General features: G+C 58.7%; 12 protein-coding genes. 6 read left to right on the top strand and 6 right to left on the bottom strand.

Translation table 11 applies throughout. From position 1 onward, the window contains the following. Window positions 1-89: 89 nt before the first annotated feature. The 4 genes from tssH to RV1423_RS28980 all read left to right on the top strand — a co-directional run bounded on the left by tssH (window position 90) and on the right by RV1423_RS28980 (window position 6,253). Complete coding sequence (tssH, locus tag RV1423_RS06760) at window positions 90-2,843, top strand: type VI secretion system ATPase TssH (protein ID WP_034294691.1); 2,754 nt, start codon at window positions 90-92, stop codon at window positions 2,841-2,843. Further along, window positions 2,840-3,274, top strand: a complete 435-nt coding sequence (tssE, locus tag RV1423_RS06755) for a type VI secretion system baseplate subunit TssE (RefSeq protein ID WP_034294689.1) — start codon at window positions 2,840-2,842, stop codon at window positions 3,272-3,274. Before tssH ends, tssE begins: the two co-directional genes overlap by 4 nt. Beyond that, the gene (locus tag RV1423_RS06750; RefSeq protein ID WP_155835043.1) at window positions 3,267-5,267 is read left to right on the top strand and encodes a sensor histidine kinase; all 2,001 of its coding nucleotides are present in this window, start codon (window positions 3,267-3,269) and stop codon (window positions 5,265-5,267) included. Before tssE ends, RV1423_RS06750 begins: the two co-directional genes overlap by 8 nt. A gap of 110 nt (window positions 5,268-5,377) precedes the next feature. After that, the gene (locus RV1423_RS28980) at window positions 5,378-6,253 is read left to right on the top strand and encodes a helix-turn-helix domain-containing protein (protein WP_081768726.1); all 876 of its coding nucleotides are present in this window, start codon (window positions 5,378-5,380) and stop codon (window positions 6,251-6,253) included. A gap of 107 nt (window positions 6,254-6,360) precedes the next feature. Here RV1423_RS28980 and moaE read toward each other — a convergent pair whose 3' ends face one another. From moaE to RV1423_RS06710, 6 genes are all read right to left on the bottom strand, one after another. After that, window positions 6,361-6,843, bottom strand: coding sequence for a molybdopterin synthase catalytic subunit MoaE (gene moaE, locus RV1423_RS06735; RefSeq protein WP_034295156.1), 483 nt, complete (start codon window positions 6,841-6,843; stop codon window positions 6,361-6,363). A 249-nt stretch (window positions 6,844-7,092) separates the two neighbouring features. Next, complete coding sequence (locus RV1423_RS06730) at window positions 7,093-8,469, bottom strand: gluconate:H+ symporter (RefSeq protein ID WP_034294681.1); 1,377 nt, start codon at window positions 8,467-8,469, stop codon at window positions 7,093-7,095. A 72-nt stretch (window positions 8,470-8,541) separates the two neighbouring features. Next, window positions 8,542-9,180, bottom strand: coding sequence for a bifunctional 2-polyprenyl-6-hydroxyphenol methylase/3-demethylubiquinol 3-O-methyltransferase UbiG (locus RV1423_RS06725; RefSeq protein WP_034294679.1), 639 nt, complete (start codon window positions 9,178-9,180; stop codon window positions 8,542-8,544). A gap of 29 nt (window positions 9,181-9,209) precedes the next feature. Next, window positions 9,210-9,467, bottom strand: a complete 258-nt coding sequence (gene moaD / locus RV1423_RS06720) for a molybdopterin converting factor subunit 1 (RefSeq protein ID WP_034294677.1) — start codon at window positions 9,465-9,467, stop codon at window positions 9,210-9,212. 35 nt (window positions 9,468-9,502) lie between these two features. Beyond that, the gene (gene glp / locus RV1423_RS06715) at window positions 9,503-10,741 is read right to left on the bottom strand and encodes a gephyrin-like molybdotransferase Glp (RefSeq protein WP_034294674.1); all 1,239 of its coding nucleotides are present in this window, start codon (window positions 10,739-10,741) and stop codon (window positions 9,503-9,505) included. A gap of 68 nt (window positions 10,742-10,809) precedes the next feature. After that, window positions 10,810-11,727, bottom strand: coding sequence for a LysR family transcriptional regulator (locus tag RV1423_RS06710; protein WP_034294671.1), 918 nt, complete (start codon window positions 11,725-11,727; stop codon window positions 10,810-10,812). Window positions 11,728-11,941: 214 nt separating this feature from the next. Here RV1423_RS06710 and RV1423_RS06705 point away from each other — a divergent pair, with 214 nt between their 5' ends. Next, complete coding sequence (locus RV1423_RS06705) at window positions 11,942-13,045, top strand: porin (RefSeq protein ID WP_081768744.1); 1,104 nt, start codon at window positions 11,942-11,944, stop codon at window positions 13,043-13,045. Window positions 13,046-13,173: 128 nt separating this feature from the next. Beyond that, entirely contained in the window at window positions 13,174-14,211 is a 1,038-nt protein-coding gene (locus RV1423_RS06700; protein ID WP_034294666.1) for an ABC transporter substrate-binding protein, read from the top strand. Window positions 14,212-14,277 lie beyond the last annotated feature (66 nt).

The following is a 14,277-nucleotide window of genomic DNA, read 5'->3' as shown; positions in this document are numbered from 1 at the left end:
TCATGGATATCCGCATCCCGGAGAACGTCCGGCTGTGACTCGGCAACCGCTGGAATTACTCCGCTTTTATTCACTTTTCTAGCTTAATCATGACCCAACGCGACCTCTCCCCCTTCCTGCGCCGTCTCAACAACCATTGCGCACAAGCCTTGTCCGACGCCGCCAGCCTGTGCGAGACGCGGGCGCACCGCGATATCGACATCGAACATTGGCTGATCAAACTGCTGGAGTTGGGCGACGGCGATCTGGTGGCAATTGTGCGCCGTTATGAACTGGATATGGACACGATCTGGAACGGACTGCTGTCGGCCATCGACCGCTTGCCGCATACCCTGCGCGGCAGGCCGGGGCTGTCGCCGCGACTGGGGCAGCTATTGCAGGCGGCGTGGGTGCGCGCCTCGCTGGAAGAATCGTCCTGCATCATCCGCTCCTCACATTTGCTGGCAGCCTTGGTGCAGACGCCGCATCTGTTGCACGCGCCTGATGCATGGCCGCTGCTGTCGGTGTCGGCGGCGCAGATCGAGCGCTTGTTGCCGGAACTGGATCGGGTGTCGGTGGAGGCGTCAGGCGGTGGCGCTACCGGTGCGACGCCGGCGGCAACAGCGACGGTCCAGACCGACGACGATGTATCGGCAACGGCGCCAATATCGCGCCCTGCTCTGCCGGGACAAGCCGATACCTCGGCCTTGCAACGCTTTACCATCGATATCACGCAAAAGGCGCGCGACGGCAAGATCGATCCGGTATTCGGCCGTGATGTGGAAATTCGTCAAATGGTCGATATCCTGGCCCGGCGTCGGAAGAACAACCCGATTCTTGTCGGTGAACCGGGTGTGGGGAAAACCGCGCTGGTGGAAGGACTGGCCTTGAAGATCGCTGAAGGCGATGTGCCGGAGGTAATTCGCAATGTCTGTTTGCTGACCTTGGACCTGGGTCTCTTGCAGGCCGGCGCCGGGGTCAAGGGGGAGTTCGAGCAGCGCCTTAAAAATGTGATTGAAGCCGTGCAGCAATCGCCCCGGCCGATCTTGCTGTTTATCGATGAAGCGCACACATTGATCGGCGCCGGCAATACCGCCGGAGGCGCGGACGCGGCCAATTTATTGAAACCGGCATTGGCGCGCGGCGAGTTGCGCACCATTGCGGCAACGACGTGGTCGGAATACAAGCAGTACTTTGAGCGCGATGCTGCACTGGAGCGTCGTTTCCAGATGGTGAAGGTGGATGAGCCGGACGATGAAGCGGCTTGCCTGATGCTGCGCGGCCTGAAAGAACGCTATGCGGCGCATCACCGTGTGCATATTACCGATGCCGCCGTGAGCGCGGCGGTGCGTCTGTCGCGCCGGTATCTGACCGGACGCCAGTTGCCGGACAAGGCGGTCGATTTGCTCGATACGGCGGCCGCACGGGTCAGGATTAGCGGTGAAGCCACTCCGATAGCGATCGCGGCCTTGAGCGCCGAACGTGCAGCATTGGAGGTGGAACGCGCAGCCTTGCTTGCCGACCATGGCGCGACTTCGCTCGATGTCGCGGAATCCTTGGCGCGTATCGATGCGCGCCTCGTCGCGTTGGCGGTGGAACTGACAGCGTTGGGGCATGCCTTTGCCGTACAAAAAGAAGCCGCCGCCCACTTGGCGACATTGCGTGAACAATGGCGAGCCGCTGAAGAAGCATCTGTCCGCAACGATCTGCATGCTGCCATCAAGACAGCGCATGCAGCCTTACCCAAGGACGATACCGCCTTGGTCCATGCCGAGGTGGATGAGGCCGCCGTCGCCCGCGTGATTGCCGACTGGACCGGTGTGCCGGTGGGTAACCTGCTGTCGGACGAATTGACGACGCTGCTGGATCTGGAGACGCAACTGGGCCGTATGGTGGTCGGACAGGATGAGGCGCTGGAGGCGCTGGGCAAGCGACTGCGCGCGGCAAAAACCGGTCTGACCTCGGAGGAGGCGCCGCTGGGCGTGTTTTTGCTGGTCGGCCCTAGCGGCGTTGGCAAGACGGAGACGGCGTGCACCCTGGCGGATGTGATGTTTGGCGGCGAACGGTCATTGATCACGATCAATTTGTCCGAATATCAAGAAGCGCACACGGTGTCGCAATTAAAGGGTTCTCCGCCTGGCTATGTCGGCTACGGCCAGGGCGGCATGCTGACCGAGGCGGTGCGTCAGCGGCCGTATAGCGTGATCCTGCTTGATGAGGTGGAAAAGGCGCATCGCGATGTGGTGAACCTGTTTTATCAGGTATTCGATCGCGGTTACATGCGCGACGGCGAAGGACGGGTCATCGATTTCCGCAATACGGTGATCCTGATGACTTCCAACCTGGGCAGCGATCAGATCATGGCGGTCAACGATCAGTTTGCGCAACAGGCGGCTGAGTCCGGAGAAGACAGCAGCAACGGGAATCCCGCCGACGAGGTCCCCAACGCCAGCCTCATGGAAGCAATCCGTCCGCTATTGGTGGAACACTTTCAGCCTGCTTTGCTGGCGCGCTTCCAGACCATCGTTTACCGTCCCCTATCGGCCGCCGCGATGATGCGCATCGTGCAGATGAAGTTGGACAAGGTCGCAGAGCGCATCAGCCGCAAGTTTTCTCTGCCCCTGCACTGCGACGAAGGCTTGATCGCCGAACTGGCCCGCGCCTGTCAGTTGCCGGATTCGGGTGCTCGCAATATCGACAGCTTGCTCGATCAACAAATTCTGCCGGTCTTGTCGCGTCAATTGCTGCTGCGCATGAGGCAGCAAGGCAAACCTTCCGCAATCCGGTTGTCCTATTCGGAAGATGCCGGCATTGAGGTGATGTTCGATGCCGCTGGCGTGAATGTGCCGGAGGAAGCATCGTGACGCGCGGCGGGCCGGGGTTATTCGACATGCTGACCGGACATTTTGCGAATGGAATGGCTATTGATGAAGTCGACAGCGCGACGCAAACGTTCTTGTCGGTGCAAGACAATATCCAGCGCATCCTGAACAGCCGGCGCGGGGCGCTGGCACATATGCCCGACTATGGCCTGGGCGATCTGTCGACCATTTATCGCCATCTGCCCGCGTCGGCGCACACCTTGAAGCGCGAAATCGAGACCACTTTGCTTGCCTATGAGCCGCGTTTATCGTCGATCGATCTCGCCATCGACGCCACCGAACCCGGCATGCTGCTCAGCTTTACGATGAGCTGTCGTTTGCGTCAAGCCGGGCTGGTGCGTTTTGGCACCCATTTCACCCCTGATGGGCAGACGCGCATCAAGTTATTAAGATCGGAGCAAGAGCGTGGTTGATATTTCCTTACGCGGTATTTACAGGGGCAAACACTCCCGAAGCTTCACTTGGCTCACCGTTTTATTGATTATTTTGTCGCTGGTCGCTGCGATACGTCTGTTTAACTGGCTGCATGCCGATACCGCTCATCCCGCGGTGTTTATCCCCGCCGGTCAAGAGGCCCAGCAACTCAATGTGCAAATGTCTTCTCTGGACGATGCCGCCGGCAGCTATCGCATTGATGACGTGGTGCAAGGACGAATGGGTGCATTTAAACCTATGCCGACAGGAAATCTGGGCTATCGCTATCCTCATAAAGCCCTTTGGATCAGGTTCGTAGTCGATACGCAAAACTATCCTGATCCCTACTGGTTTCTGCTGGAACGCTGGGAGCACGTGGGCAAGCTGACGCTGTTTCATCCTTCGGACGGCAGATATCAGGCCCAATCCTTGACGGAAGAAGTGCCGGCCAGCGCGCGTCCCTTCAACGTGCATCAGTACCTGTTCAAAGTGCCGAATTCAAGCGGCCCCACCACGTATTACATGCGTTACGAACCGAATGGACATACCCTCAATATCAGCCTGACGTGGGCTGGCATGAAAGGTTTGGTCGAGCATATCCATGATGCCGAATTGTGGCTTGGCCTGTTTTTTGGCGGCATGATCATCATGTGGTTCTATAACTTGATGCTGCTTCTGTATTTGCGTGACCGCGCCTATTTTTATTACATCTATTATCTGGGCGGTTTCATCTTCACCTTCGCCTATATGAACGGATTTCCGCCGCTGTTCATGAAAATGGGCTGGTGGCAGGAACGCTTGTTTGCTCTAGCGGGCTATGCAGCCATGCATGGCGTGATTCTGTTTGCCCGCCACTTTTTGCTGTTAAAAGATGCCACGCCTCGCCTGGACAAGACACTCAAAATCTACCAATGGCTTGTCGTGGCCAGCATGCTGGCAATTTTTATCTTGCAACAGATCAATCCATACCACATCCTGAATTATCTGATCTTCCCGCTGGTGCCGCTGTTGATTGCCGCCGGCGTCATACGCTGGCATCAGAGGTACGCGCCTGCCGGTTTGTATTGCCTGGGCTGGGTGGCGTTTGCGATCTCGCTGGCACTGATCGGTTTCAAATTCATCGGTCTGTTGCCTGCCAATTTTGTGACGAATTACGCCATCCAATTATCCTCGGCTTGGGAGACGGTGATTTTTGCCTTCGCGCTCGCCTACCGGATCAAGCTGACCGAAGCCGAAAGCAAGGAACAATCGATACGGTTTGTCAGAGAACTGGAAGCCGCCTATGAAAAAGAAAAAGAAGCCGTCAAGGAGAAAACTGTCTTCATTGCCGCTGTCAGTCATGAATTGCGTAATCCGTTGCAATCCCTGAGCGTGGCAGTGTCAGTGCTGAACGTTCTGGACAAATCGCCGGAAGTGGAGAAATTCATTGGACAGGCGGAACGTGCGGCCGCGCAAATTACCGCGCAGATGCAGGACATTGCCGATTACTCGCGCCTGGAAGCCGGCGTGCTGTCGGCGCGCAAAACCAGTTTTGTCCTGGGGGAATTGCTGGATGGCGTGATCGACGATTTCATACAACAAGCCGTCGATAAGCAAGTGGTGCTGACTCTGCGCAATCCCAATAGTACGTTGACGTTGACGGCAGATCACGATCGATTGCGCCAGATACTGAACAATCTGGTATCGAATGCCGTGAAATTTACCGATCAGGGAAGTATTACCGTCTCGGAATGGATCGAACAAGGTCCGTCCGGAATATCGCATCTCAATCTTTCCGTCAGCGATACCGGACCTGGCATCGCACAGGATGATCTACCACGACTTTTTAAAGCATTTTCGCAATTGAATTCGCCCAAGAAGAAACTGGGAACAGGCTTGGGCCTGGCTATCGTCAAGCGCATCGTGATGTTGTTGCAAGGATCCATTGATGTACAAAGCGAAATCGGTTCAGGAACCCGCATAACGGTTCGCGTTCCAATCGAACAGATATAGAGCGTGAAGCGAATTCATATAGAAATTTTTCGATGTATTTACTACATTTTTATTCGCTTGATACATCGATTGCCATGCCCTATATCATTTGCATATGTTAATTATTTTCGATGCTGAAATACATGATCCCGAAAAAGCAAACCTACGTCGTTACACACGATCCCTATACTGCCTATATTCGAGAGGTTCTTGCCCAGCGCGGCGTACTGCGTCATAAACAAGCCAGAATCGTCGCCGATATCGTCGGGTTGGAATTGGTCTCCGTCCAGCAAAAATTCTCGGGGCTCCGCGGATGGACACGCAGCCAGCTTTCTCTGCTGGAACAACATTTTGGTCGACCGGGTTCGCCTGTGCCTCAGGCAAGCAATGACTCGCACAAGACAGATGGCAACGCCTCCCAATGGAATGCGATTCTTAAACTGAGCAATATCCCGCAACGGTGCATCCTCCAGGCAGGAGCTCCTTTGTCAAAGCCGGCAGAAGAAACCCTGGTCGCGATCGAAGAATCCGAAGGTTGGGTCGTTCTTCCTGGCTCAAAGGCACCTGAAGGAAAAACAGCCTGTCAGGTCATCCATATGACGCCCTTGCCTGCTCCGCGTATTGCGGCCTTGGATGACCGTTCTGATATCCCGGACGGCATTGCAGCCTTGTTCGCCAGACAAGGCATACAGGTGTCGGCTTTCAATGACGTTGAGTCGCTGCTGGAAGTCGTGCGGGTGCAGCCATTCGAGGCTTACATTCTGGACTGGAGCATCGACACCGACGTGACTTCGGAACCCGCTATCGCCTATATCCGTGAATTCCAGAAGTCGAATGTACCGATCACGATTCTGACGGGAGAGTTACGTACGCAGGAGACCATTGGTTCAGACATTGCGCGCATGGTCGAACTCTATAAAGTTTCCGTTCTGGAAAAGCCCGCCATGCTGGAAATCCTCGTTAAAACTTTCTACAACATCCTGTTTCAGATTCCGGGTCGGAACTGAAATCATGCTGCGACGGCGCCGGCCCAATGATCATCACAATGTGCCGGCGTCTGATGCGCCATGTGTGTTTATGCGCCGTGACTGGCTCGAGCGGATTGACGCGGATTCTACTTTCTTTTAGCGGAAGACTTATCCGTTTCAGGCGCCCACTTCGACAAAGCATGATCGTCACTTTCGCGCGCATCCACCCAGCGTGCGCCTTCAGGCGTCTGTTCCTTTTTCCAGAACGGCGCCTGCGTCTTGAGAAAATCCATGATGAACTCGCAGGCGGCGAAGGCTTCGCCGCGATGCTTTGACGTCACCGCCACCAGCACAATCTGCTCGAGCGGCTTCAGCGGTCCGACGCGGTGAATCACCAACGCGTCGAAGATATCCCAACGCGCCCTGGCATCGACGACGATCTGCTCGAGCGCCTTTTCGGTCATGCCGGGATAATGTTCCAGTTCCATTTCCTGCACGCTGGCGCCGTCATTGAGGTCGCGCACCGTGCCGACGAAACTCACCACGGCGCCGACCTTGGGATTGGATAAACGCAGCGCGGCGATCTCTGCGCTGAGGTCAAAATCGGCGGTCTGGACGCGAATCGGCATGATGAAGGAAAAAAATGGAATCGCGCCCATTGTACCCAATGTATCCGGGCCGCAGAAACAACCAGTCCCGGCCCCGGATTTAGCGGCAATGCCGTTCAGCCAGGCATCTCCAGTCTGCCACCGTCGTCCCGGCGAACGCCTGGACCCAGCGTCGTGAAGACGGTGACGGTCGGTACGACGCTGGGTCCTGACATGCGTCAGGACGACAGCGCACAAGATTTTCAATAAGAGAAGAGCGCGAACAGGTTCTCAGGTGAGCACGCCCCACAACAGCAACGTCATACCCAGCCCCACCACCGAGACGATGGTCTGGATCACCGACCACGTTGCAAAGGTCTGCTTGAGGTCAAGGCCGAAGTATTCCTTCACCATCCAGAAACCGGCGTCATTGACGTGGCAGAAGAACACCGAACCGGCGCCGATCGACAGCGCCATCAGCGAATTGTGCGTACCGGACAGGCCCGCCGCCAGCGGCGCCACGATGCCGGCGGTGGCGGTGGTCGCCACCGTTGCCGAACCGGTAGCCTGGCGCAGCGCCACCGCAATCAGCCAGGCCAGCAGGATCAGCGACACGTGCGTGCTGCTCGCCACTTTGATGATTGTGTCGCTGATGCCAGCGGTCACCAGAGCCTGCTTCAACCCGCCGCCGGCGCCGATCGTTAGCAACAACCCGGCAATCGGCGGCAAGGCCTTGCGCAGGATGGCGCCGACGTCGGTGCGGCTGACGCCGCGGCTCCAGCCAAGTACGATCACGGCAAACAACACGGTCACGGTCAGCGCGATGATCGGTTCGCCGAAAAAATTAAGCATCTCGAACAGCGTCGTTTTAGGCGTGACCCAGATCCTGGCGACGGTGCGACCCAGCATCAGCACTACCGGCAGCAGGATCGTCACCAGCGACGGCACAAAGCCCGGCTGCAACTCTGCCGCCTGCTGCCCCTTGAACAAGGCGCCGATTTGTTCCGGCTCGCCGATGGGCATGCGCGGCGCCAGCCAGATGCCGTACAACGGGCCGGCCAGGATCACCGCCGGAATCGCCACCACAAACCCGAGCAGCATGGTCGTACCGAGATCGGCATGCAAGGCGCTGACGGCGATCAGCGGACCCGGATGCGGCGGCAGCAGAGCGTGCAAGGTGGTCATGCCGGCCAGCGCGGGAATCGCCACGCGCAGGATGGGCTGCTGCGAACGGCGCGCCATCACGAAGATGATCGGCGCCATCATCACCAGCCCCACTTCAAAGAACAGCGGCAGACCGACCACCAGCGCCACCAGCGCCATCATCCAGGGAATCGCCCTGCCTTTCGCATAGCGCAACAAGGTCGTGACGATCTTGTCGGCGGCGCCGGAATCCGCCATGAGCGCGCCGAGCATGGCGCCGAGCGCGATGATCAGGCCGGTCTCGCCGAGGATGCTGCCGGCGCCCTTGCTGAAGGCCGAGGCGATTTCTTCCAGCGGCAAGCCGGCACCCATGCCGGCGATGAAGGTGCCTAGCAAAATGGACAGGAACGGCGCGATTTTAAGAAAGCTGATCAACACCACAATGGCGATCAGCGCAATCAGGACGGATAGCAACAGGCGCGTGTCCTGTGCCGCCCAGGCGGCGATTTCAGTGGTCAGGTGCAAGATATCTCCTTGTGTTCAATGTATGTTTCCATTGTCTCCTCACCTTTTCGCTCTTGTTTTTGTCAGCGGCTCTTAGCGCTCATTCGAAGGCTTGCGCCACACAGTCGCAAGCCAGGCCTGCTCGGCGCGCAGCAAGCCGTCGGGCCGATAATAATGACGGATTTCGGCAAAACCCGCTGCCGCCATGAAACCGCGCCAGGCTTCCAGATCGTGATAAGCGCCGTAGCGTCCACCGCTCCAGCCTTCGCTGTTGCTGCCGCGCGGGTTGGAACAGAACAGTACGCCGTCGGCTTTCAGGCTGGCGTACAACTGGCCCAGCACGCGCGGCAATTCGGCGACCGGCACATGGAACAAGGACGCGTTGGCAAATACGCCGTCAAAAAATGAGGGCGGCAAATCCAGTTCAAAGAAATTCTGATACCAGACTTCGCAACCGGAATCGGCGCGCGCCATCTCGACAAAGCTGGCCGTGCCGTCGAGGCCGATGGCACGGTGGCCGAGCTTGCTGAACGTCTTCAGGTCGCGCCCTGGCCCGCAACCGAAGTCGAGGATGGCCAGCGGCGCCGGTCGGGCGATCGCATCGAGCAAGGCGTTGATGTTCTGGCTGACGTCGTGGTCGCGCGTGCCTTCGCGGAAGTCGGCGGCGCGCCCTTCGTAATGCGCCAGGGTGCCGCCGGCGATGCTGTCGAGGTCTTCCTTGGGCAATGGCATGGCGTCTCCGAGGTCTCCAGCGTTGATGATCAACCGCCGGTCACCGGCGGAAAAAAAGCGACTTCGCCGCCCTCTTCGAGCAGCGTATCCGGCTCGGTCATCACATGGTCGTAAGCCATGCGCAAGGCCTTGTCCGGCGCCAATACTTCCATCCAGAGGCCGCCGCGTCCCATCAGGAAGGCGCGCACGTCGCCGACCGTCTTCACGTGGTCAGGCAAATCGACGACTTCCTGCGAGGCGCCCAGTGCTTCGCGCACGCTGGCAAAAAAACGGAGTTCTATTTTCATGTGGTGATGATCCTTGTAATACGTCCGCAACCAGCTCAATTGAGCAGATTGTCGAATGGAATGAAACGCACCTGGTCGCCTTCGGCAATCGTCTTGCCGGGCGGATTGTCGATCAGGCCGTCGCCCCAGACGGTCGAGGTCAGCACGCCCGAGCCCTGGTGCGGGAACAGGTCGAGCCCGCCCTTGTCGTTGAAGCGCGCGCGCAGGAATTCCTGGCGGCGGTCTGCCTTGAGCCAGTTGAAATCGGCGCGCATGCTCAGCACGCGCGGCGCGACCTGTTCGACGCCCTGCAGGCGCAACAGGAACGGCCGCACGAAGATCAGAAAGGTGACGAAGGTCGACACTGGATTGCCGGGCAGGCCGAGGAAGAACGCCTTGCCGCCGCCGGCGCGATGGACTTCGCCGAACGCCAGCGGCTTGCCCGGCTTCATGGCGATCTGCCACATGTTGAGGCGGCCTTCTGCTTCCACCGCCGGCTTGACGTGGTCTTCCTCGCCGACCGACACGCCGCCACTGGTGATGATCAGGTCGCGGCCGGCTGCCGCGGCGCGCAAAGTCTCGCGCGTGGCTTGCAGCCGGTCCGGCACGATGCCGAAATCCTGGACGTCGCAGCCGAGGTTTTCCAGCAGACCGCGCAGCAGGAAGCGATTGGAGTTGTAGATCGCGCCGGGCTTGAGCGCTTCGCCCGGCATCGCCAGTTCGTCGCCGGTGAAAAACACCGCCACGCGCAGCTTGCGCAACACCGGCAGTTCGGCCAGCCCGACCGAGGCGGCCAGGCCCAGCTCTTGCGGACGCAGGCGGATTCCGGCGGACAGGATGGTGCTGGCGGCCTTGATGTCTTCGCCGGTGCAGCGTATCCATTCTCCCGGTTGCGGCGTGTGGCGGACGATGACGTGGTCGCCGCTGCCGTCCTTGTCGACTTCGCAGGCTTCCTGCATGACGATGGCGTCGGCGCCGGCCGGCACCATGGCGCCGGTGAAGATGCGCGCTGCCGTGCCCGATTCCAGCGCCGCGCCGACGTGGCCGGCGGGAATGCGTTGCGACACGCGCAGGCGGGTTTCGCCGCCGGCGCAGTCCGCCGCGCGCACGGCGTAGCCGTCCATCTGCGAATTGTCCATGCCGGGCACGTTGATCCGCGACACTTGCGCGGTTGCCAGCACGCGGCCGTTGGCCTCCAGCGTCGGAACGGTCTCTATTTCGCTGAGCGGGACGGCGGACTTGAGCAGGAATTTCAACGCTTCGGCGACGCTGAGCAGAGGTGGTTTGACTGGCATAAAAGGGGAAATGAGGGGAAATTGCCTTGGAAAGGCATCCATTCTAGAACAAATGGCAAGAAGGTTTTTCAGAACCAGTGATTGGCCTGTTTCAGATCGTTGCGCAATTCCTGGAAGCAGTGATCGGTCCATTCGCTTCGGCTGACCTCGTTGCGCCGCATCAGCACGATCTTGCGTTTGAGCGTGGGGAAGCGCAGCGGAGCGACGTGCAGGCTGTCGTCGCGCAGATAGCTGGTGTAGAGGCTGGGCATGATGCCGATGGCGATGCCTGCGCGCACCACCCCGTACAGCGATTCGCTGTGCACCACCTGATATCGCCGGGACGCCGCCAGGCCGTGCTGCAACAGCGCGGCGGAGGCGAACTCCCAGACACTGCCCTGGGCGAACATGACGATCTCCTCCCCCGCCATCTGCCGCCAGTGGACTTCCTTCGACTCGGATAAGGGGTGTTTTCTGGACACGATCAAGACCAGTTCGTCCTCGAACAGGGTGACGGTGTCCAGCGACAGGGAGTCGGGCGGCTTGATGCCCACGCAGAAATCCAGTTTGCCGGTATGCAGGGACGACAGCAAGGCGTCGTTGGGCATGTCCGACAGCAAAATTTCCACATGTTCGTCGTGCGCTTCGTTGTACCGCGCGATGACTGCGGCCGTCAGCGTCACCGCCGAGGGGATGGCGCCGATGCGGATGCGGTGGCGCCCCGTGCCGATGACGTGCCGGATGTCGTTGAAGGTGTTGGACGCCGTATTGAGCAGGTGCGTCGCGTATTCCAGCACCAGCGCCCCTTGCGCCGTCAGTCCGATCTGGTGGGTCGTGCGGTCGAACAGCTTGGTGCCCAACTGGTTTTCCAGTTGCTTGATGGATGCGCTGAGCGCTGGCTGCGTCACCGAAAGCTCTTCCGCCGCCTTGCTGAAGCTGTTGGTGCCCGCGAGCGTGGCGAAAGCCTGCAAGTGACGCAGTGTGACCTTATTGGTGAGTTTGATCATGATGGCCGATATTCTCAGGGATGGCGCCACATTGGTTATAAGACAAATTTATTAAATTATAAATATAAACAAATTATATTATTTATCCACTTGGCATATTCTGCATCTCGACAGCAATCGGACCCGTATGTTGGATTTTTACGAAGGTCGGATTTTTTACTTTTTACTCAGGCCGGAAGGCCTTTACTCCGGGGGGATGGTAATGAAGCAGTGGATGATCGGAACGGTCGCAATACCGGCGATGCTGGCGGGCGCCCAGGCATACGCCCAAAGCAAGGTGGAAATTTATGGTTTGATTTCCGGCGGTGTCGGCTATCTGACCAACCAGGGCGGACCGCATAACCTGGAAGCATTGAGCGGCACCAACCAGAATCCGCGCATCGGCTTTCGCGGCCAGGAAGACCTGGGCGGCGGCTCCAAGGCGATCTTCAATCTGGAAAACGGCTTCAACATGATGACCGGCGCCGCTTCGCAGAACGGCCGCCTGTTCGGCCGCCTGTCTTACGTCGGCCTGAGCAACACCCGCATGGGCACGCTGACCCTGGGCCGCCAGTACGAAGCGGTCAAGGATTACCTCGGCCCGGTGGTGATCGCCAGCAACGGCGTGCATATCGGCGACAACGACAACGGCTACAACAATCTGCGGGTGCAGAACTCGGTCAAATACATCAGCCCCTATTTCAACGACTTCAACGTCACGGCGCTGTATGGCTTCGGCGAAGCTGCCGGCGACACCAGCACCAACCGCGTCATGAGCCTGGGTTCCGGCTACAAGAGCGAACGCTTCAAATGGGCCGTCGCCTATACCCAGATGGATACACCCAACAGCACCAAGAGCCCGGACGGCGCGATGTCGAACGACTACGCCAGCTCGCTGCTGATCTTCAACAAGAGCGCCGTCAACAGCGCCTTCGGCGTGCGCAAGCAGCGCATCCTCGGCACCGGCGGTTTCTATACGGTCGGCAACACCGATTTCGGCGCCATGTACAGCAATGTCAAATACGACTATCTGGACAACACCAAGCTGACGCTGCAAAACCTTGACCTCAACCTGGTGCATCACCTGACGCCGGCGCTGAACCTGGGCGCATCGTATTTCTATACCACCGGCAAGTACGACACCATCAACACCAATCCGAAGTGGCATCAGGTCAACTTCCAGGCCGATTATTTCCTCTCCAAGCGCACCGACGTCGCCATCACCTACAGCTACCAGATGGCGGCAGGCGACGCCAAGACCGCCAACATCTTCGGTTATCCGGCTTCCAGCGACAAGAAGCAGGCCGTGCTGATGGTGGGCATGCGCCATGTGTTCTGAGAACCTGTTTGCGATCTTATGGCGAGATCATGATACCGATCGCAAACAGGTCCTGCCGCGAGCCGCATAGCCGCGCAACCGCAAACAGCTAGAATGGGCATCGCATCAATGTCTAAAGGAATTTCATCTTGAAGAAAGCATTATTGGCAGGTTTGACCCTCGGCGCCAGCCTGCTCAGCCTGACCGCCTCGCATGCCCATGCCGAGAAACGCACGCTGGTCCTGTCGGCCTATCCGATCGCGCAGCCGCTATTCAACAAATACGTCTACACGCCGTTCAAGGAAAAATGCGGCTGCGAAATCGTGGTCGAAACCGGCAACAACGCCGACCGCATCGCCAAACTCGATGCGCGTCGCGACAATCCGGTGGTCGACCTGGTGCTGCTGTCGGACTTCGGCATGCTGGAGGCGGCGCGCAAGGGCCTGATCCAGCCGCTCGACTATGGCAAGCTGAAGAATTACGGCCAGATTTACAATTTTGCAAAGAATCCGATCGGCGGCAACTTTGCGGTCGGGTACACCATCTATTCGGTCGGTCTGGTGTATCGCACCGACAAGATCAAATCGCTCAGCTCGTGGAAAGACCTCTGGCGTACTGACATGAAAGGCCACCTCTCCCTGCCTGATGTCAGCACGACCCAGGGGCCCCTTACGCTGCAAATGGCGGATATCGCCTGGGGTGGCAAGGGCAACGATTTTGCGACCGGGATGAAGAAGATCCTCGACATGAAGAACAGCGTCGTGACCTTCTCCAAGAACAGCGCGCAGTTGTCGTCGCTGTTCGCCCAGGATGAAATCTGGGCCGCGCCGGTGGCGCGCTTCACCTGGGCGCAACTGATGAAGACCGGCATGCCGCTCAAATGGAGCATTCCAGCCGAGGGCCAGGCTGCGGGCATGAACGTGATGGGCATCGTCAGCAAATCGAAGAACGCCGACCTCGCCTACCAGCTCATCGACTTCTGGCTGTCCAAGGAAGTCCAGACCGCGCTGGCGATGGATCTGGTGGATTCGCCGGTCAACATGCAGGTGACGCTGCCCAAGGATAAGGCCGAATTCAACACCTACGGCGCCGACCATATCGCCTCGCTGAAATTCGTCAAACCGGAAGTCCTGCTCAAACATCGCTCCTCATGGATCGAGCAGTGGAACAAGGGCATCAGCCAGTAAGTTCCTGCCAGCCAGGAAGCGCCCGGGACTGAGTCCGCCTCAGCCCGGGCTTGTGCATTGAAATGC

Origin of the sequence: Herbaspirillum sp. RV1423 (assembly GCF_000577615.1) — a bacterium.
In the GTDB taxonomy this organism is placed as follows: Bacteria; Pseudomonadota; Gammaproteobacteria; order Burkholderiales; family Burkholderiaceae_D; genus Herbaspirillum.
The sequence above is the reverse complement of the archived record's forward strand: the minus strand, read 5'-3'. Positions and strand labels throughout refer to the sequence as shown.

Excerpts from the sequence above, each read along its gene's own strand:
- tssH (WP_034294691.1), top strand. The coding sequence starts at position 90 with ATGACCCAACGCGACCTCTCCCCCTTCCTGCGCCGTCTCAACAACCAT.
- RV1423_RS28980 (WP_081768726.1), top strand. The coding sequence starts at position 5,378 with ATGCTGAAATACATGATCCCGAAAAAGCAAACCTACGTCGTTACACAC.
- moaE (WP_034295156.1), bottom strand. The coding sequence starts at position 6,843 with ATGCCGATTCGCGTCCAGACCGCCGATTTTGACCTCAGCGCAGAGATC.
- RV1423_RS06725 (WP_034294679.1), bottom strand. The coding sequence starts at position 9,180 with ATGCCATTGCCCAAGGAAGACCTCGACAGCATCGCCGGCGGCACCCTG.
- moaD (WP_034294677.1), bottom strand. The coding sequence starts at position 9,467 with ATGAAAATAGAACTCCGTTTTTTTGCCAGCGTGCGCGAAGCACTGGGC.
- glp (WP_034294674.1), bottom strand. The coding sequence starts at position 10,741 with ATGCCAGTCAAACCACCTCTGCTCAGCGTCGCCGAAGCGTTGAAATTC.
- RV1423_RS06710 (WP_034294671.1), bottom strand. The coding sequence starts at position 11,727 with ATGATCAAACTCACCAATAAGGTCACACTGCGTCACTTGCAGGCTTTC.
- RV1423_RS06705 (WP_081768744.1), top strand. The coding sequence starts at position 11,942 with ATGATCGGAACGGTCGCAATACCGGCGATGCTGGCGGGCGCCCAGGCA.